Genomic DNA, 19,471 nt, shown 5'->3' with positions numbered 1-19,471 from the left:
AAAGAAAAGGACCGGGACTCTCGCCCCGGTCCTGTTGACCCGTGATTAGAAACGAGTGCGGAGAGACAGCCTGTAATTCCGTCCAATCGCATTGCCGATGAACGGATTAAAGCCGAGCGGCAATTGCGCAGCAGCAGGCGCTTCGTTTGTGAAGTTTTCGATTGAGCCCTGCAATTGCACCTCGGCGCCGGCAACATCGAGGTCGAGTGTGACCGCGATATCGTGCTGCGTATAGGATCCGCTCACGATGCCATAATCGGTCGGACCCTGCGATGTTTGGAAGCAGGGATCGACGTTGAGACAGCGATCATCGAACACACTGTCGATATGGGTCACAGAGTAACGCACATTGACCGGATCGAAATTGAGGTTTGCAAAACCATTCGCCCGCCATTCCGGCAGAGTATCGGGATCCCTGAAATAGTTGCCGAAGCCAACTGCATCATAGGATGGTTGAACCACTACGCCGCGCAATTCGAAATCATCGAACTCGTATTTCAGGTTGTAGACAGCATTTCCGCCAAACGAGAACATCAAGGTCTCGCCAATCGGAATATCAACATTCAGCGCGAAATCGAGACCGGCGATATCAACGTCAGGTCCGTTGACGAAATCCGTTCTGACGCGGCTGATATCGATACCCGTTGTGTTTTGGTCGCACTGATTGCCGCTGAACGTGATCAGATCAACCAGCGGGCTGGAACAATCAACCGGAAGCGTGCCGGTGGTTTGCCCGTTGGCGACCAAGCTGGCAATCGCATCGCCGGGTGTCGTTGTGATCCGGTCCTTGAGATTGATGGCCCAATAATCGGCGCTTAAGGTGACGCGAGTTCCGCCTCCAAAGCCTGTGCTGATGATTGCACCGACATTGTATGTAAGCGCAGTTTCTGGTCCCAGATCGTTGGGATTGCCAAAGATATCGAGGGATTTGAAGTTACCGCCAGCGGCAGTGAACCCTTGAAGCGCTGTGACGCTGTTCGCATCCACATTGGACGCCAACGGTCCGCGGAAGGTGGTGCCCACTGATCCGCGAAGGGTCAGCCAATCGGTCGCCTCGAACCGCACCGATCCTTTCGGATTGATCGTGGAGCCAATCGGATCGCCATAATCCTCAAACCGAATGGCACCGCTCAATTCCAACCGATCACTTATCGGCGCAGCAAGCTCTGCAAACACCGCGTAAACGCTTTGCTGCAGATTGACCGGCCGAAAAACTCCGAGGAATATGAACGGTCCGACACCTTCGGTAGGAGTGCCTACGCAGCTAAGATCACCTTCGATGAAACACGGGTTGATGTTCGCATTGGATTCGTCGTTTACCGGCCGGGTGCTGTAATCGTTGTCACGATATTGAGCGCCCACAGCAAAGGCGAGCGGACCACCCCCCAGCTCCACTCCGGTTTCACCGGAAAGAACAACGTCAAAGACAAACTGGGTTTCTTCTTCGGTTACGCCGTTGTTGATCTGGATAAAATTGACGAGCTCAGCCGAATTTTCGGCACCCGGAACGTAAAACGGGTTGGTGATATTCAATGCAGGGTTGCGCGGCCCGGCATTGGTGAACGGATTAAAGAACAGGCAGCCATTGGCCCCCGGCGTGTTGCCGGTACAATTTGGACCGCCCAGACCGTTGAGCGCAGACTGAAGCCTTGACCCCACGATACCCTGAGAGGTCTGGCGACGCTTTGATTCCCAAAATGTGCCGTCGATATCAAGCGTCAGGCTGTCATTCAGTTCAATGTCGAAACCGCCGCTGACACGCCAGCCATCATTGACTGCAAATCCGTCGCTGGCGCCGCGTTCGGGATCCAATGGATTACCCAGATAGCCAAACGGACGGAACAGAACATTGGTCACAGCGACGATAGGCGCAGTTGCCGAAGATTGCGGCAAACCGACTTGGTCAAGGAACGCTGGCAGACCAGGGTTGGCCGGCGAAGTGGTGAATGCAGACAGGAAACCTGAACCGTTCGGGCCTTGGGTTGGCGGGAAAGCAGGTGACTGATTGAAAGACTTCACTTCTGTCCGCGCCCAAAGCGCATCCACCTGAAACGTCACGCTATCGCTTAGATCAGTGGTGAACTGCGCAAACGCTTGATAGCGGTCTGTGTCTTCTGTGATGTTGTCATACGGAACATACGTGAACCGGCAAATTCCCCCATCCTGAAATCCGCCAAGCTGTGTGCACCCGACATCGGGCCGCACCTGCGTGTTTATTCCTGCGCCTGTCGTATCGAAATAGGTCACAGCCACAAGACCGGGCGTGCTCAGCGCCGAGTAAGCGGACGGATTAACAGCATAATCGGTGGCGGTGTAATCGCGGGCTGTCGTCGGCAGTTCCGAGCGTTTCTGCCAACCGGCACCAACCACCAGATTGGCGTTGCCCATTTCGAAACCGGCAAGACCGCTGATGTTGTAATCGTTATCCGACCCGCTGATGAAGGTATAATCACCTTTCAATTCAACGCCGGTGAACTGGCTTCGCGTGATGAAGTTCGCCACACCCGCAATCGCATCAGAACCATATGTCGAGCCTGCACCATCCTTCAGAATCTCGATCCGTTCGAGTGCAAAAAGAGGCATAAACTGCGTATCCGCAAATCCCTCACCAGGAGTTGCGATGGTCCGCTTACCATTCAAAAGCGTAAGCGTCCGTGTCGCGCCCAGACCGCGCAAGTTGATAGAGCCAACTCCGCGAAAGCCCTGTGCTGACGTAGAAAACTGATTGGAATCACCCAAAACTGCGCCAACCGATGGCAAATTCTTGATAAACTCAAGAGGGCTATCGACGCCTTGTTGCGCAAGATCATCCGCCGTGAAAACATCAACCGGCAGCGCTGCGTCTTCGGGCGTTCCCCGGATGAGAGACCCGGTCACAATAATGTTATTATTGCCCGGCTGAGCTTCCGCGTCCCCCGCAGTTTCGGCCTGAGTCTGTGCCATCGCGGCGGCTGGTGCCGCCATCATTGCAATACAAAGGACGCTGCGCGCTATGGTGCTTTTGAGTTGAGTTTTCATTTTCCCTCCCAGGATGATGCTTCATTCCTGGTCGGGAGATCCCCCATCTTTACCCGCGTCGGTTTCCCCGATCGCGCGAACGATGTTTCTTTATATTTTGGCCCCTCCCGACCGATTGTCATACTGCGCTTATGAAAAACGGATTGCAAGTCGTGCCGCTCGCGCCGGTTAGCGCCGCTGTTTGATCAGCACCAATCACAGCCTGCGGCTGCTCGAAAAATGGCTCGGCGCCGCTTGGTTGCGGGCAAACAGATTGAACACCTATTTCGCCTATTTCGCCAATGCCTTGGCCGTGCTGTTCACCACTGCACCGAGGCCAAACAACATTGCAAAGAACCAGATTATCAGGCCCGCAATCGGGATCAAAGTAAGCGCGAATATCACCAAAGCTCCCAGTCCGGGCCAAAGCAGGCGCGCGCCAATCCCTGCCGCGTCTTCTTTGGCATTGGTGAGAAACCGGCGCGCGCTGTCTCCCGCGAAATAGGCAGTCGCAGCCAGTGCAATCGGTGTAATGGCAATGCTCGCTGTGAGCAGTAGCAATGCAATCGGCGCGGCCACTGCTGTCCAAAGGAAAAGGACGCCAAGCAGCGGCACGATTACCGCAATCAAGAGGCCCAGACCCAGGCTCTTCCACGGTTGTTCCCGCATCATCCGGGATGTTGCCCGCATAAGCGCCGGTGCAGCGAAGACGAGCGCCAGCACAACCACAAAATAGCTGATGAGGATCGAGATACCCAGCATGAGAAACATCGATCCAGCCGCCTTGCCGAACTCCTCTGCACCATAAGTATCATCGACCGGTAGAATGCGTGTCTCGCCCTCAACTACAGCACCCGGCCGCATGACCAGATTTTCGCTACGATATTCCAGATCACCGGCAATGCGGGCATTGGGGCCAATCTCGATCGTATCGCCAGCCAGACGTGCAGATCCTCCGATCGCGGAATTCACGATGATGCTGCCACTTGTCACCCTAAGATCGCCTGGAACCGGCGCATCGATCCGTACGCTGCCTCCCATCAGAACCGCCGATCCGCCAAGTGTGAAATCGGGGCCGATTTCAATGTCACCGCCGGCAGCAACAATATCGTCCGCGATCGCGCCTCTCGCAAAATCGATCTCACCGCCGGCAGCAATCAAATCATTGGAGCTGACGTCGCGGACTGAGATTTCCCCGCCAGCGATAATGAGATGGTCGGCTTGTGCGCCCTGCACCGTCACTGTGCTGCCAGCAGCGAACACGTCATCGGTTGATTTGGCATCGAGCTGCACGTCCTGATCTGCGGCAAAGACCATATCCTGTTCAACCTGCGGCGATTGAGCCCCGTCTTGGTCTGGGGCGGTTTCCTGCGCCGACGAGAACGGAGCGAGCAATACCAACGATATGGATAGCAGCCCCAACAGAATATATGATCGTACCTGCAAAAATTTCGTCGCCATTTGGGCCTCCCACAGTCTCGCAGTGTGGGAGACTGATCGAACGAAGCAAAGACCGGCACCCGTAAACTCCCTTAGGGAATTGGCGCTGTAGCAGCGCTAATCGATGAGGATCAGTTTCCGTATTTACGGGAGCCAATCATTTGCACGCTGTTATCGTCGAACCTTCGGGAGCTGGTATTGGAGGACAAGGTTGCAGCAGCGCTCGAATTGATCGACGTCCACAAATCTTTCGGACAGCAACCAGTGCTCAATGGGCTTTCGATGCAGGTGTCTGAAGGGGAGATAGTCGGGCTGTTTGGCCGCGATGGGGCGGGCAAGACTATAGCTTTCTATTGTATTCTCGGCCTGATGAAGCCCACCTCCGGCAGGGTCGTGTGGCGCGGAGATGATATCACGCGGCTGCCGTTCTATCGCCGCGCGATTTTGGGGTTGGGCTACCTGCCAGAACAAAGTTCGATCTTTCGCGGCATGACTGTTGCCCAGAACATCGAGGTGATGTTGGAAACGGTTGAGCCTGACCCTGTTCGGCGCAGCGAAAGGCTGGAACGCTTGCTGGCGGACCTGCGGATCGCGCACCTGCGCGATGCCTCGGCAAAGTCGCTTTCGGGAGGCGAGCGGCGGCGCTGCGAAGTGGCAAGAGCGCTCGCGCTGGAACCTGCCATCATGATCCTGGATGAGCCGTTTGCCGGGATCGACCCGCTCACCATCGCGAGCATAAAAGAGATGATCCTGTCCATGAAGGCCCGCGGTATAGGGGTGCTGTTAACCGATCAGAATGTGCGCGAAATGACTGCAATTATCGACCGCGCCTATGTGATTGACGCAGGTACGACGATTTTCTCGGGCACGCCGTCTGCAATGTTGCGGGATGACGCTGTGATTGCGCATTATCTGGGTCGCAAGGACGACTGAACCGCTCGCGCTCAAACGTGCGAACGTCACTCTTGCTCGCTTTGGTCGGCTGTCTCTTCGGATGGACCCTCTGCTGGTTCTATCGGCACAGTACGCAGGGGCGTTTCTGGCAAATCGACTTTGACGCCGCCCTCCGGCGCTCTGGTCCATTCAGACGAAGGCACGGTGGGTTCCGGTTCTTCTTGCTGCATTCCGAAATAGGCCAGTAAAGCTATCATTACGATTACCGAGGCGGCGCCAATGATCGCAATTCTGTTGCCAGCTGCCTTACCTGGTTCTTCCATTTGTCCTCTCCGTTCAATGATGCATAAAAAGCGGCAATTCGGGATCTGTGATCATGTCACGCGTCACGCCGCCAAGCAGATTCTGGCGCAGGCGGGAGCGACCATACGCCCCCATCACAATAAGACCGGCTTCGCGTCCGCGGGCCGCGTTCGTGATACATTCCGCTATGTCGAGCTCATTTCGATGCATCTCGACCAACTCGCTTTCGATCTCATGGCGCGAAAGATATTCTGCGCCGCTGATCGCCGGCAAATCGTATGGTTTGCCTGGTTCATCTTCATCAACACTGACAAGGTGTACCGACTGCGCGCGCTGCAATATCGGAACGGCGGCCCGCAAGGCGCGCGAGGCCTCTGCCGATCCATCCCACGCTACGATCGCGGGTCTTGAACAATCGAAGCCGTTTTGCTCGCTGGGGACCACCAGAACCGGCGTATGCGCATGCACTGCCATGTCTGCGACCAATGACGAATGATGGTTATCGTGTGCAAAAGGATCGCAAGCGCCCAGCACGAGCAAGTCGAAGGTGTTGACCATCGAGAGAATGCGCGCATCCGCTGGCCCCTCGACGGTTACCCAATCCCACCTGACGTCTTCACTCTTGAGCCGCTCTTCGAGTTTCTGACGGAATTCGCCCGCAACCGCCCGCATCTCCGGCATCATATCGGCAACAGACATCCCGTAAACGTCGATCGGGATGGAGTAGATGTAAGCTATCGGTTGAAGAAAAGTAATATGAGCGCCGAAGCTTCTGCCTAGATCAAGAGCGGTCTGGACCCGCGCCTCAAGACAGGGATCATCGGCCACATGAAGCAAGATCGATTTCATTTAATCGCCCCTCCCGGCTTTGTTCAGCTGGAGGTATGACGGAGGCGGGCTAGGCGGGCACTACGGACATATCCTGAGGGCAGCTTGCACCGGCCTGATGGTCTCGCGCTACTCCTCGGTCTCGCCCAATCCTGCCGCGAAAGCGATGCGCAGTAGGTCTGACAAATTGTTGACTTCAAGTTTGCGCATCAGATTGGCGCGGTGGATTTCAACGGTCCGCGCGCTTATGCCGAGATCGTATCCGATCGTCTTGTTGGGGTAGCCTGTGACCAGTCCATCAAGCACATCTCGCTCGCGCGCGGTCAGGCCATTCAGCAACAGCTTTGCCTCTTCGCGCCTAGTGCTGCGTACATTCGAATTCTCAATTCTGTCGAAACCCTCAGCGACCGCTTCGAGCATGGTTTCCTTGGCAAATGGCTTTTCGATGAAATCGATCGCTCCCGCTTTCATGGCTTTCACTGCGACATCGACATCGCCGTGACCGGTCATGACTATCACGGGAAAGGGGAGGCCGCGGTTCTTGAGCTCCTGCTGCACTTCGAGGCCGTCCATTTCGGGCATCTGGACATCCAGCAGCACACAGCCTGGTTCAAGCGACCGCGATTCCTTGATGAAGTGCGCACCATCGACGTAGGATTCCACCTGATGGCCCGAAGTCTTGAGCATGAAACCGACTGATCGGCGGACTGAATCGTCGTCATCGACCAGATAGATTGGATAATCAGCCATCGTCATCTCCTTGCGATGCCAAAGGAAGGGTAATGTGAAAGGCGGTTCCGCCCAGTTCAGACGGCTTGGCCGCGATCTTTCCGCCATGCGCAGTGATAATGGTGTGGCAAATTGACAGGCCCAATCCCATCCCGCTTTCCTTGCTGGTGTTGAACGGGTGAAAAAGCCGGTCTGCGATATGAGGCTCCAGTCCGGGGCCGCTGTCAGCTACGATCAGTTCGACGAAGCCCGGTTTTCCCGGCCATGAACTGATAATCAATCGCTTGTGCGGCGATTCCAGCATCGCCTCGAGCGCGTTGCGGATCAGGTTGAGAACAACTTGCTGAATTTGAACCGGATCGACGAGAACTTCGTCAAGATCCGGATCAAGCACCGTCTCAAAATCGACTTTCTTGCCATCGCCATTCATCAGGGCGAGCGCCGACGCCTCCTTCACCAGCCTGCTGAGACTGACAATGTGGCGTTCGGTTTCGCCCCGCGATATGAAATCGCGCAACCGGTGAACTATCTGTCCAGCGCGCAGTGCCTCTTGCGCACATTCGTCAAGCGCCTCCCTGACGAGCGCGAGATTTTCCTCGCTCGGATCTTTTAGCAAATCGCTGGCGGAATTCGCATAATTGGTAACTGCGGTCAGCGGTTGGTTGAGCTCGTGCGCCAGCGATGTCGCCATGCCGCCGATTGAAGAGATACGCGAGACATGGGCGAGTTCGCTTTGCAGAGTATGCAGCTCGCGCTCGGTCTCCCGGCTTTCCGTCAGATCGCGGATAAACGCGACATACCCTGATGTGCCATCGACCTTTATCTCGCTAAGCGAAAGGTTGATCGGAAAGGTAGTTCCGTCGCTGCTGCGGGCTGTCGTGACGCGCCCGATCCCGATAATTTGCGGGATTTGGGTCTCTTGATTGCGGCGCATATAGCCACCGCGTCTTTCCCGGTCGGGGGACGGCATGAGCAGGGCGATATTTTTGCCCAAAACCTCCGCTTCGCAATAGCCGAACATCTTTTCGGCTCCCTTGCTAAAGGATCGAATCCGGCCTTCTTCGTCGGCAATAACCATCGCATCGGGAACGGTGTCGATTACGGCATGTAATTCAACCCCCTTCCAAAGCGACATAAAAGGCTTCGCGCCTTTCGCTGAAGTGTCTGTGCCTCTGATACAACCCTCCACAGTCTCTTCAGCACGGTTAATGGTCCGGATAGTATACGGTTATTTACGCATTGAAGGCCATTCTATTCTCTCGTCAACGGATCGGATGACGAGAACCTTGATGATCAATGGGCACCCGCGATTGGACCGCGACAGGACTACGATGCGCGCCATGCAGTTCGATGGAGGTGGCAGCGGGCTCCACATGATTGAGCGGGCGATCCCTGAACCGGGCCCGGACGAAATCCTGATCGAAGTCGCTGCGTGCGGCGTTTGCCGAACCGATCTTCACATTCTTGACCGCGATATTGAGGGCAAAATCCCCATCGTTCCTGGCCATGAGATCGTCGGCAAAGTGATCGAAACAGGCGAAGATGTCAGCCGGTTCAGCCTTGGAGATCGCGTCGGCGTGCCATGGCTCGGTTCTACATGCGGCCAATGCCGCTACTGCATGACCCACATGGAGAACCTGTGCGACGATCCCGGATTCACCGGCTTCACCGTGGATGGAGGTTACGCAACGCATGCGGTGGCGCGGGCCGATTACTGTATCGCTCTGCCGCCCGGTCTTGACGATGCCCACGCTGCACCGCTGCTATGCGCAGGTTTGATTGGATACCGGGCATTTTCACTCACCAATGATGCGCATCGGATCGGCCTCTATGGCTTTGGCGCATCGGCGCACATCATCGCGCAATTGGCCACGGGCCTTGGCTGCGAGATCGCCGCATTCACAAAACCTGGTGATGTAAAGGGGCAAGGTTTCGCACTTTCTTTGGGGTGCATATGGGCTGGCGGTTCGGATGAAGCCGCGCCTTTCGAACTGGATGCGGCGATCATCTTCGCGCCGGTTGGCTCGCTTGTCCCGACCGCGCTCGCCGCCATCCGAAAGGGCGGTACTGTCGTATGCGCGGGGATCCATATGAGCGACATTCCTGCGTTCCCCTACGCGCTGATATGGGGGGAGAGACAAGTCCGCTCAGTAGCCAACCTTACCCGTGCTGATGGGGAGTCGTTCTTCGCTGCGGTTGGCGAGATCAAGGTTGAAGCACAGGTCGAGCGGTTTGCTCTTGAGGATGCGAATGTCGCATTGGACCGGCTCAGGCGCGGCGACATCGTCGGTGCGGCGGTGCTGATAATGCAGACAGATCAGGAGCGGGGGGAGTGATGAAAAAACTAAGCAAGGTAGCCGCCTGTCTGCTGCTGACATTCCTCACAGTCCTGCCCGCAAATGCTGCGCCGCCGTGGACGGTGGCTCAGGCGGAAACCCTTGAGGATTGGATCGAGCGTTCTTCCGGAGAGGCGATCGACCTGCCAGAAGCAATCGAAAATGATTTGCGCGCTTCGATCGCTGCGGGCGAAAGTGCGGGGCTCGATCTGGCTGCGCGCAATGCTGCGCTTGAACTGATGCGAGCATGGCGCGGGCGATGCTGCGGGGAGCGAAAGCCAGCATGGTGGCACATCGATGGCGCGCTGTCGGACAAGCAATTGCTGGACGGGCTCGATCAAGCATTGCTCACAGGCACGCTGGATCCGTTCTTGCGCTCGATCCGACCGGCGCACCCGGACTATTCCGCTTTGGCAGACGCATTTTCGAACGAGGCCGATCCTGTTCGCCGGACGCTGCTGGCCAAGAATCTGGCTCGCTGGCGGTGGCTGCCACCCGATCTCGGAGAACGGTATTTGCTGGTCAACATTGCAGCTCAAAAAGTATCGCTATGGGAGCGCGGCTCAATGGTGCTCGAATGGCGTGTGATCGTCGGGAAGCCGGCGACGCGGACTCCGGTCTTCACAGCCAGAGTAACCGGCGTGGTGCTTAACCCATGGTGGGAAATACCCTCCAGCATCGCCGCCGAAGGGATTGCAAGATTCGTGCGGCGCAGCCCGAAAGCAGCACGCGCACGGGGCTACATCTACCAGAACGGACGGTATCGGCAGATGCCCGGCGATAACAACGCGCTGGGCCGAATGAAGCTGGAGATGCCCAATCCCTACACCGTGTTTTTGCACGACACATCGAACCGCGAATTGTTCACCGAGCCCAAGCGCGCTTTCAGTCATGGCTGCATCAGGGTTGACCGCGCGATCGAATTCGCGGCTGTGCTCTTGAACGATCGGGAATGGAATATCGCTGCGGTTGAGTCACAGGTCGCGTCTGAAAAGACCATAACGGTGCCTCTGGCGCAGCCGATACCGCTTTACGTTACCTATTTCACGGCCGGACCTGATCCCGAGGGATCAATCCGTTTTTACGAGGACATCTATCGCCGCGACGGTGTAAACCTGCCGCCTGCAAGCGCGCAGCTTTCTACGGACGTTTACGGATCGCAGGCGGTTACCGCACCGGTCAGTCTTGATACCAGTGTAGGAGCTGCATCGTGTCTGAGTTGATTTCACAATTACCCGACAAGGACCGCAAAACACGCCTCTGCCCCCGATATTCGGCTGTGATGCTGGCCGAAAAGACGCCCTGATACTGTGCCGGGTGATCTAGCCGCACCTCAGGTGGAATGGCACACGATCACGCCTCGCGAAGCATTAGCAGCGCATAATGTAGATCTGGACGGGCTTTCCTCTGAAGAAACGCAAGATCGGCGCAGCAGGTTTGGCCCGAACATCCTGCCGGAGACTGCAACTGCGGGGCCGCTGCTGGTTTTCCTGCGTCAATTTCGCAACCCGCTCATCTACCTTCTGCTGTTCGCCGGGATCCTGTCGCTGGTGCTCGGCGATCGCTGGGACGCGGCCTTTATTTTCGGCGTCCTGTTTCTGAATGCCGCGATCGGAGCGTTTCAGGAGGTCAAAGCCGATGCCAGCGCGCGGGCGCTTAGATCCTTGGTCCCGCAGACGGCACGGATACGCCGTGATGGCGCGATCCGTGAGATCGAATCCGAAGCGATAGTGCCCGGAGACATCGCTGAACTCGAAAGCGGTATGCGGATCACCGCCGATATGCGGCTGATCGAGGCTGTCGGGCTGGAAGCCGACGAATCCACGCTGACCGGAGAGTCCCTGCCGGTTCACAAGAAAGCAGAGCTGTCTTTGGCTTCCGCAACCCCCGTCGCAGACCGGATCAACATGCTGTACGCCGGATCGGGGATTGTGAAGGGACGGGCCGTGGGCCTTGTCACCAATACAGGATCGCAAACGCAGCTAGGGGCGATCAACCGGACCCTGGGCGAGGCAAGCGCCGGTGCGTCCGCCATTCCATTGGTCCGGCGTATGGCCACCCTCGCCCGCCAGATCGCGATCATCGCAATCGGCCTTATCCTAGCGCTCGGTGCGGTGCTGGCATTGCAAGGAGAGGGGTGGCGCGAGATCATCCTGCTTTCCATCGCGCTTGCGGTGGCGGCGATCCCCGAAGGTCTGCCCGTTGCCGTGACAGTGGCACTATCAGCCGCAGCCAGCCGCATGGCCCGGCGCAATGTCATCGTCCGTGCGTTGCCCGCTGTCGAAGGGCTTGGCGCGTGCACTCTCATCGCCAGCGACAAGACCGGAACGCTCACCCTCAATCGTTTGACGGTAGAGCGCGTAGTGACGCCAGACGGCAGGGAGATGGGCCGCACGCAATGGCGCGATGAACAAGCGGACGAGACATTGCGCGCAATTGGCGAGGCCGCCGGCCTCTGCAACGAATCCAAACTCACCGAACACGGCAGCCCGGTCGGTGATGCGGTCGATGTCGCCTTGCTTGAATTTTCACGCGAAACCGGCGCTGAAATCGATCGTATGCAGAACGCGCAAAGGCTTTCGATCATTCCCTACGAGCCTGTCCTAAAATTCGCAGCGGTGGAGGCCGAATGGAATACGCGTGCGATCACAATCGTCAAAGGCGCGCCTGAGACCATTCTGCCAATGTGCGACAATATCGGGAAGCAAACCCTAGCCATTCCGGAGGAGCTGGCGGCGCGGGGATATCGGGTTCTTGCACTGGCAAAGGGGACCGAACAATCGACTGACGGATATATCCGCGATCACCTTGAGAACCTTGAACTGTTGGGATTTGTGGGTTTGACCGATCCGCTGCGCCGCGGCGTTGTAGAGGCGGTGGTTAAATGCCGGGAAGCAGGAATTGCCGTGGCGATGATCACTGGCGATCATCCTGCGACGGCGCTCGCCATTGCCCGGCAATTGGGCATGAATGCCGATCAGGCCAGCGTGATCACAGGCGGCGAACTTTCCGCCTTGGGGCGCGATGAGGCGGCCTTTTCCAAAAAAGTGCTGGGCAAGACTATTTTTGCAAGGACCGAACCCGAACAAAAGCTGAGGATTGTGCGCGCATTCCAGCAATCGGGCCATACCGTTGGCGTCACCGGAGACGGAGTGAATGATGGCCCCGCATTGCTGATGGCTGATATCGGGATCGCGATGGGCCGCGGAGGGACCGATGTGGCGCGCGGGGCGGCCGATCTGGTGCTGGCGGACGACAATTTTGCGACGATTGTGGCGGGCGTTGAGGAAGGGCGCGTTACGTTTGCAAATATCCGCAAGATTGTACTGTTCATGCTCGCGACGGGTGCTGCAGAAATTTTGATGTTCCTGCTCGCATTATCGGTCGGGCTACCGATGCCGCTGACACCGGTGCAGCTGCTGTGGCTCAATCTCGTTACCAATGGTGTGCTTGATGTTACGCTTGGCTTTGACCGGGGTGACGGGGACGAATTGAAGCACCCGCCCCGGCCAAAACTTGCGTCGCTGATGGACCGGGATGCGCTGATCCTGATGTTGCCGGGCGCAATTTTGATGACGTTGATTTCGGTTTGGGTGTTGCAGGATCGATTAGCGGCGGGGATGGCGATCAACGAAGCCCGCAATCACGTGCTGCTGATGGTGGTGACATTCCAGATCGCGTTCCTGCTTACGATCCGCAATCTTTCTCTACCATTCTGGCGCTGGCACTCGCCGGAGAATGGGTGGATGTTTGTGGGTATGGCGACAGCGATCCTGCTGCAGGCAGGTGCCATGTCGCTGCCTTTGCTTCAGCGTTTTCTTGGCACTGGTCCTGTCGCACCCGAGTTCTTTTGGCTCTGCTTGCTCGCCGCGCTCGCAGTGCTGCTGGTTACCGAAACGTCGAAGCAATTCCTCAATCGGCAGGAAAGGACATCAGGAACCGTCCTCAGCAGAAATGCCGAAAAGTTTGGTTAGGATGCACAAATTTGCGGATCAAACCAAAGGCAGTTCGAGGGTGCGCAACGATTGAACAAATCCGTTCGTCCGCGTCTGTTCGTCTGAACCCGCACCTTGCGGAGCCAACCCGCCGTCGCCGTGCCCCAGCTTGACTGTTTTGATGCCGATGGATTGGCTGCCTATGTCGATGCCTACGCCGGCGCCTACGCCGATGCAGTGACGCGCGGCGCAGTGAAATGATCGCGGTGGATCGCATCGTGATCCGTGCATTATGTTCGGCTACTTAGGGAAGATTCCGTATGCTGCGCTGCGGCAGGCCAGGGTAAATTCTTCGCTCCTACCCCCCCTAAGGAGATGTTGAACATGGCTGATGAAATGACCCTCGCGAAGCAGTCTCGCGAGCATACTGATCTGACCGACTATTTGCGTGAGCCGTTCAGCCGGCTTCGCGGTGAGATGGACCGGATGTTCGATGAGTTTCCGCCGCGTTTTCCTGCCGTTCGCTTTGGCACACGTTACCTCGCATCGGTTCCTGTCCCGGCGGTCGAGATGACCGAAACCGATAAAGATTACCGGATCTCTGTCGAGGTCCCCGGTATTCCGCATGAGGACATCGATCTCGCCATAGAAGACGATATGCTCGTGCTCAAAGGTGAGAAAAAGGAAGAGCGGGAGGAAAAAGAACGCGATTATTCGATATCCGAGCGCAGCTATGGATCTTTCGAACGTCGGATTTCGCTGCCGCAGGATGCGCTCGCTGACAAGATCGAAGCCAATACGGAAAACGGTGTGATCAAGATCATCGTTCCGCGAAATGAAAAGGCATCGCCAGAGCGTCGCCGGATTGAAATCCACACTTCGTAGAAAACGCTCAGCGTTATTTTGATCCATTCTTGAACCAGATGGCGGTCTTGCGACCCGACCGCCGGTGCCATCCTGTCTCGCCCACCCCCCTGCGGGGCAGGATGGCCTTTCTATACCGATAGCGCGGCCAGATCAGGTGCAACAGCCACGTGTCGCCGCCGGTGAACCTAGCGAAAGCGGGGCGTAGGCATTGCATGAAAGGAGCCCTCTCCATGCTATTGTTTGGCAAGAAATTCTTGACCGCCGCGGTCTGCGGACTGACGCTGGTGACGGCGGGATGCACCGCCATGCGCAGCACTCCGTATCAACCATTGCAGTCGGCCAGCCGGGTTTCTGGCGGATACTCCGACATTCGGATCGACGCAGAGCATTACCGCGTCAGCTTTGCCGGAAACCAGCTTACCTCTCGCGAACGGGTGGAGAGCTATCTGCTGTTCCGCGCCGCAGAGCTGACGTTGCTAAAAGGATACGACTATTTCGTGATCGAGGACCGCGAAGTCGAACACCAGATTGAGCGTCAGATCCGGCGCGATCCGCTATATGATCCATGGTTTTCGCCCTATCACACCTATTGGCGCCCTTATTGGCGGTATTACCGCAACGGACGCGGCTGGTATCACTGGTACCCCTATTATGGAGATCCGTTTTGGGCGGGGCGTTACGATGTCCGCACGATCGACCGGTTCGAGGCGACCGCCGATATTCGATTGGGCCGGGGTGCGCTTCCCACCGATAACCCGCGCGCCTTCGATGCCCGCAAAGTCCGCGACGATATCGAGCCGCAGATCGAATATCCCTGACATTAACGCGGCGAAACGCGGCTTCCATCGGTGATTGCACTGCTGGGGTTCACGATGACCTCAGCGCCTTCATCAAGGCCGCTCAGCAATTGCGCATGGGCATCATTGAACTGCCCCAGCTTTACCGTGGCGGCACGCGCGCGGCCATTCTCGATTGCAAAGACCTGCCATTCGCCATCTGGCCCGCGAAACAGCGCCCCTATCGGCAATCGCAATGTCTCATCTTCGCGCCAAAGCTGGATCGTCGCATCCACCTGGTAGCCATGTCCGAGACGCTCGGCTTGACCCGCAGCCAGATCCTCGAATGCGATAATCACGTTTACACGCTGTTCCTCGATCCCCAGCGCCGATACCTTCAACCGCCCGAACGGTTCGATGCGCTCTACCCTCCCGATCAAGGCATCGGGCCCGCCCCATTGCGTGATTTCCACGCGGTTACCGGGCTTTACCCGAACAGCTTCCCGAGAAAGCAGATCGACAACGACCTCGATCGAGCCGGGATTGCCGATCGTCGCCAGCGCAGTGCCCTCGGCGATTACCCCTTCGCTTTCATTGATTATGGAAAGCACCTCTCCGCCGGCTGGTGCACGAACAGGTACCACACTGCCCGAAGCGCCGCCGCTGGGATTGGCGATTATCGTACGCAGCCGCGTGACCTCCGCACGGGATTGTGCGAGCGCGGACTCTCCGGTCGCGACCTGTGTTCGCGCCGCTTCGAGCTGGGCCTTTGGCAGGAAGCCGCGCTGGGACAAGGCCTCGGCCCGTTCAAGATCGCGGCGCGACTGACCAAGCGACGCCGCGATCCCGGCTTCGGCAGCGCGAGCGGCGACGAGAGCAGCGCGCATTTCATCCCGGCTACGCTGGTCGAGCGGACTTGACGGGCGCCCGTGCATACGCGTGATCAAAGTACCGCGATTGACCACATCACCCGGCTCAAGTTCAATCCGGGCAAGATAACCGGTCACCGGGGCTGAGATGACGTAATATTCCTCCGCCCGCGTCACCCCGTCATCGGTGACCCCCACCGCCATCGGACCGCGCGTCACTTCGTCAGTGTCCACCAGCAGGGGCTGCGGCCACAAGGCATAGACCAAACCGACGAGCAGCAAGCCTGCGATAAGCAGCGCCCAGCGCCAACGTTTGATCAGATCCCGCATCAGTCGCGCGCCTTCAAAACGCGGACCATATCGAGCTGCAAAACCCGCCGAGCTACAATCACCGCAGTCAACAAAGCTGCCAGCAATACGACGATCACCGCAAACGCATATGTCGATTTCTCCGGTGCGAACGGCAAACGGAAGAGATCCGAGCTGAACATCATCACCATGAATTGTGCCAGCCAATATCCGACGGTCAAACCGACCGGCACGGCAATAATCACCAACAGAGCAATCTCGCCGATCAGGACAATCGCGACCTCGCTGCGATGGTATCCGAGTACCCGCAATGTCGCCAATTCGTGCGCTCTTTCCGAAAACAGAATTCGCGCGCTGTTGTATACCACGCCGACCGCAATCGCCGATGCAAACGCGATATAAAACACCATCATGGTGTTGATATTCTGATCAATCAGGTCGGAAAATCGCTGCATTTCCAAGTCCCTGTCGCCAATGCTCAATGTTACCGGCATCGCCTTAAGCTGGGCGAGCAAGGCTTCACGCTTGGCCGGATCGATAAGCAGCAATACCGCCCCGACCGAGGCGCTATCGCGCGTCAGGTCGGCAATGGTCTGATCGGTCGCGTAGGCTCTGGCGCCGATGAATTCATCGACCATCGCGCCCACTGGCAGCATTGCCTCGCTCCGACGTCCGCCAAGCATTTTGACTTGTACGCTTTCGCCCGCCTGCACGCCCAGTTGCTGCGCCAACTGACGGCTGAGCATCAGGCCGCCTGGCGGCATCTCAATCAGTTTCCCGTCCCGATCGATCCGGGCTGTAAGCAGTGATTTTGGAATAGTCGCCTCAAGCGCGGTGCGCTCGCGCCGGTTGCCATAACTCAGCTCTACGCTCAGCCCGTTTATCGGCTCTGCTCGCAAGACGCCGGGCATCTGCCGCAATGCGTATAACACGTCCTCATTGCGCGGTTCGGTGAAGGTCACCGAGATATCCTGGCGCTGGGAACGAAAGAAATAGGAATCGAGCATGAAATGGCTGGAATCGATGAATTGTAACACTGAAAACAGCAGCCCCATCGATATCGCGACGCCGCTAATCGTAATGGCAGATCGAGCTGGCCAGCGCGCAATGTGGCGCACGATCATGTGGCCGGTCGCAGACAGCCCTGCCCGCTGCCCGATCCGCTCTACCATGCCCGCACGGTAGACCGGCGGCGGAGGCGGTGACATGGCCACTGCCGATGTAAGCCGCACTGCCGCCGCAACGCCGCTCAGCGCACCGAATGCCGCCGATCCTACGGCCAATGCCGCGGCTCCCAAAAAGACGCTCGGGGCAAAGCTGAAACGGAGAAAAGGGAAATGAAACAGGCCGGCATATATCTCTGTCATGGCACGCCCCATCCATACGCCTGCCGCAGACCCGATGATCGTCGCAAGCATGGCAATGGCAAAGGCGAACTTCAGGAAATGCCAGCCTATAGCGGCGTTCGAATAACCAAAGGCCTTGAGCAGCCCGATCTGCGATCGCTGGGTTCGGATCATTCGGCCAAGCACGATGTAAACCAAAAATGTCGACACAATCAGGAAAACGGGCGGGATGACCTGAACCATCGCTTCCAACTGGTCTAACTCGCTTTTCAGGAACATGTGGCTGGGATGATCTTCGCGGCCATAGGCGCCCGTGCCGCCATAGGGCTCAAGCAGGCTATCGATTGCGCGGATCACATCGCCTTCGGAGGCGCCGCGTTGCAGGGTAACGGTTAGCGTGTTGATCGCTTCGGTGCGATCCGTCGCCGCCTCCAGCGCCTTGCGGCCCATCCAGAAGATGCCAAAGCGCCTATCGTCCGGCACGATATCACCCGGAGCAAGCGCGTTGATGTAATTGGGGGCAAAGCCGATTCCCACGATCCTGAGCCGCTGTTTGCGGCCATAGATGATCGCATCGACCTCGTGGCCGAGCTCTACATTATTGGCGATCGCAAACGCTTCATCGACGATCACCTCGCCGGGGTTACCATCAGTCGGCAACCGACCCTGCTTCAACGTGACAAGATTGATGCGGTCCTGACCGCGCTCGTCAACCGATTGGAGCAAAGCGCGCACAGCATCGACGCGGTCGGGATAATCAAGGATCGCATATTGTATGATTGAGCCTTGCGCTTGCTGGACCCCATCGATGCCCGCGGCCCGGTCCACTACGCTGCGCGGGGCGCGGGTCATGTTGGCCGAGACATCGGCAAAGTGATTTTGAGCGTAATAGGCGTCGCGCGTGACCGTTAGCGAACGATGCACGCCTACCGAAAGGATAAAGGTGGCCGATCCGGCGGCAAGGACAATGGCAATCGCCAGCGCCTGCCCGCGCATACGCCACAGGTCGCGCACAAGCTTAAGATCGAGCGCCCTCACCAGCTGATCTCCGCCGGGCTGATCCTTTGCGAATTGGTTTCGATCCGTGCGATCTGTCCATCAAGGAAATGGAACACCCGGTCGGCCATGGCGGCGATCCCGGCATTGTGCGTGATGATGATCAGCGTCGTATCGAGCTTCGCGTTTGCGCTCTCAAGCGTTTCCAGCACCTTTACGCCGGTAGCGCTGTCGAGCGCGCCGGTCGGCTCGTCACAAAGCAGCACGCCGGGCTGCTTGGCGATCGCGCGTGCAACGGCCACGCGCTGCTGCTCACCGCCTGAAAGCTGAGCCGGAAAATGGCTGCGCCGGTCGGCAAGACCAACCAGTTCCAGAGCCTCTGCAGCCGACATCGGATTGTCCGAGATATCGGTAACAAGCCTTACGTTTTCCTCGGCAGTCAGGCTCGGGATCAAATTATAGAACTGAAAGATAAAGCCGATCTGCGCCCGGCGAAAGCGGGTGAGGCTGCGCTCGTCAAGCGCTGTCAGCTCGATTTCATCATAATAGAGCTGGCCGCTGGTGGGCCGGTCCAGACCGCCGATAATGTTGAGAAACGTGGATTTTCCGCTGCCCGACGGGCCTAGCAGGACGAGCACCTCACCTTGGTGGATCGCAAAATCGACGCCGCGCAGCGCGTGAACCTCGGTCTCCCCGGTAATGTAGATCTTGCGCAAGTCGCGGCCACTGAAAGCGGCCATCTTTTGGCCTGTCTCGCTCTGTTTCAAGCCCGCTAGCATTATAATGACATATCACGCCGCGCATGGGCGAATGTACGCAATGTTCCGGAGTGCTGCGCCCAGGAAG

Annotated in this window: 15 protein-coding genes; 6 read left to right on the top strand and 9 right to left on the bottom strand. The window is 57.7% G+C overall.

Going from position 1 to position 19,471, the window contains the following annotated elements; translation table 11 throughout:
- Positions 1-45: 45 nt before the first annotated feature.
- Both FGU71_RS07045 and FGU71_RS07040 read right to left on the bottom strand, forming a co-directional pair.
- The gene (locus FGU71_RS07045; protein WP_142787917.1) at positions 46-3,018 is read right to left on the bottom strand and encodes a TonB-dependent receptor domain-containing protein; all 2,973 of its coding nucleotides are present in this window, start codon (positions 3,016-3,018) and stop codon (positions 46-48) included.
- Positions 3,019-3,288: 270 nt separating this feature from the next.
- A complete protein-coding gene (locus FGU71_RS07040; RefSeq protein ID WP_142787916.1) occupies positions 3,289-4,458 on the bottom strand; it encodes a bactofilin family protein in 1,170 nt (389 codons plus the stop codon).
- Between the two features lie 177 nt (positions 4,459-4,635).
- Between FGU71_RS07040 and lptB the strand changes: the two genes are divergently transcribed.
- On the top strand, positions 4,636-5,370 hold the full coding sequence (gene lptB, locus FGU71_RS07035) for an LPS export ABC transporter ATP-binding protein (RefSeq protein ID WP_234035677.1): 735 nt from the start codon (positions 4,636-4,638) through the stop codon (positions 5,368-5,370).
- A gap of 26 nt (positions 5,371-5,396) precedes the next feature.
- Here the strand turns inward: lptB and FGU71_RS07030 are convergent, their stop codons facing one another.
- From FGU71_RS07030 to FGU71_RS07015, 4 genes are all read right to left on the bottom strand, one after another.
- Complete coding sequence (locus tag FGU71_RS07030; protein WP_142787914.1) at positions 5,397-5,654, bottom strand: hypothetical protein; 258 nt, start codon at positions 5,652-5,654, stop codon at positions 5,397-5,399.
- Positions 5,655-5,667: 13 nt separating this feature from the next.
- On the bottom strand, positions 5,668-6,483 hold the full coding sequence (locus FGU71_RS07025; protein WP_142787913.1) for a universal stress protein: 816 nt from the start codon (positions 6,481-6,483) through the stop codon (positions 5,668-5,670).
- Between the two features lie 108 nt (positions 6,484-6,591).
- A complete protein-coding gene (locus tag FGU71_RS07020; RefSeq protein WP_142787912.1) occupies positions 6,592-7,212 on the bottom strand; it encodes a response regulator transcription factor in 621 nt (206 codons plus the stop codon).
- The gene (locus FGU71_RS07015; protein ID WP_142787911.1) at positions 7,205-8,326 is read right to left on the bottom strand and encodes a two-component system sensor histidine kinase NtrB; all 1,122 of its coding nucleotides are present in this window, start codon (positions 8,324-8,326) and stop codon (positions 7,205-7,207) included. Before FGU71_RS07015 ends, FGU71_RS07020 begins: the two co-directional genes overlap by 8 nt.
- Before the next feature lie 139 nt (positions 8,327-8,465).
- Here FGU71_RS07015 and FGU71_RS07010 point away from each other — a divergent pair, with 139 nt between their 5' ends.
- The 5 genes from FGU71_RS07010 (at position 8,466) to FGU71_RS06990 (ending at position 15,147) form a co-directional block, all read left to right on the top strand.
- Positions 8,466-9,527, top strand: coding sequence for a zinc-dependent alcohol dehydrogenase family protein (locus FGU71_RS07010; RefSeq protein WP_234035676.1), 1,062 nt, complete (start codon positions 8,466-8,468; stop codon positions 9,525-9,527).
- Positions 9,527-10,750 carry a L,D-transpeptidase family protein gene (locus FGU71_RS07005; RefSeq protein WP_142787910.1) on the top strand — a complete coding sequence of 408 codons (1,224 nt, stop codon included), beginning with the start codon at positions 9,527-9,529 and terminating at the stop codon, positions 10,748-10,750. Before FGU71_RS07010 ends, FGU71_RS07005 begins: the two co-directional genes overlap by 1 nt.
- Positions 10,751-10,837: 87 nt before the next feature.
- Positions 10,838-13,501: a cation-translocating P-type ATPase gene (locus FGU71_RS07000; protein ID WP_142787909.1), complete on the top strand. Its 2,664-nt coding sequence runs from the start codon at positions 10,838-10,840 to the stop codon at positions 13,499-13,501.
- Positions 13,502-13,846: 345 nt separating this feature from the next.
- Positions 13,847-14,347: an Hsp20/alpha crystallin family protein gene (locus tag FGU71_RS06995; protein ID WP_185960226.1), complete on the top strand. Its 501-nt coding sequence runs from the start codon at positions 13,847-13,849 to the stop codon at positions 14,345-14,347.
- Positions 14,348-14,559: 212 nt separating this feature from the next.
- On the top strand, positions 14,560-15,147 hold the full coding sequence (locus tag FGU71_RS06990; RefSeq protein ID WP_234035675.1) for a CC0125/CC1285 family lipoprotein: 588 nt from the start codon (positions 14,560-14,562) through the stop codon (positions 15,145-15,147).
- Between the two features lie 2 nt (positions 15,148-15,149).
- Here the strand turns inward: FGU71_RS06990 and FGU71_RS06985 are convergent, their stop codons facing one another.
- Genes FGU71_RS06985 through FGU71_RS06975 form a run of 3 tightly spaced genes read right to left on the bottom strand, consistent with a single transcriptional unit; the run spans position 15,150 to position 19,365 of the window.
- A complete protein-coding gene (locus FGU71_RS06985) occupies positions 15,150-16,304 on the bottom strand; it encodes an efflux RND transporter periplasmic adaptor subunit (protein ID WP_142787907.1) in 1,155 nt (384 codons plus the stop codon).
- Positions 16,304-18,667, bottom strand: a complete 2,364-nt coding sequence (locus tag FGU71_RS06980) for an ABC transporter permease (RefSeq protein ID WP_142787906.1) — start codon at positions 18,665-18,667, stop codon at positions 16,304-16,306. Before FGU71_RS06980 ends, FGU71_RS06985 begins: the two co-directional genes overlap by 1 nt.
- The gene (locus tag FGU71_RS06975; RefSeq protein ID WP_142787905.1) at positions 18,664-19,365 is read right to left on the bottom strand and encodes an ABC transporter ATP-binding protein; all 702 of its coding nucleotides are present in this window, start codon (positions 19,363-19,365) and stop codon (positions 18,664-18,666) included. The genes FGU71_RS06980 and FGU71_RS06975 overlap by 4 nt, the downstream gene beginning before the upstream one ends.
- Positions 19,366-19,471 lie beyond the last annotated feature (106 nt).

This window comes from Erythrobacter insulae, from assembly GCF_007004095.1.
Lineage (GTDB): Bacteria > Pseudomonadota > Alphaproteobacteria > Sphingomonadales > Sphingomonadaceae > Erythrobacter > Erythrobacter insulae.
This window is presented reverse-complemented; position numbering and strand designations above follow the sequence as displayed.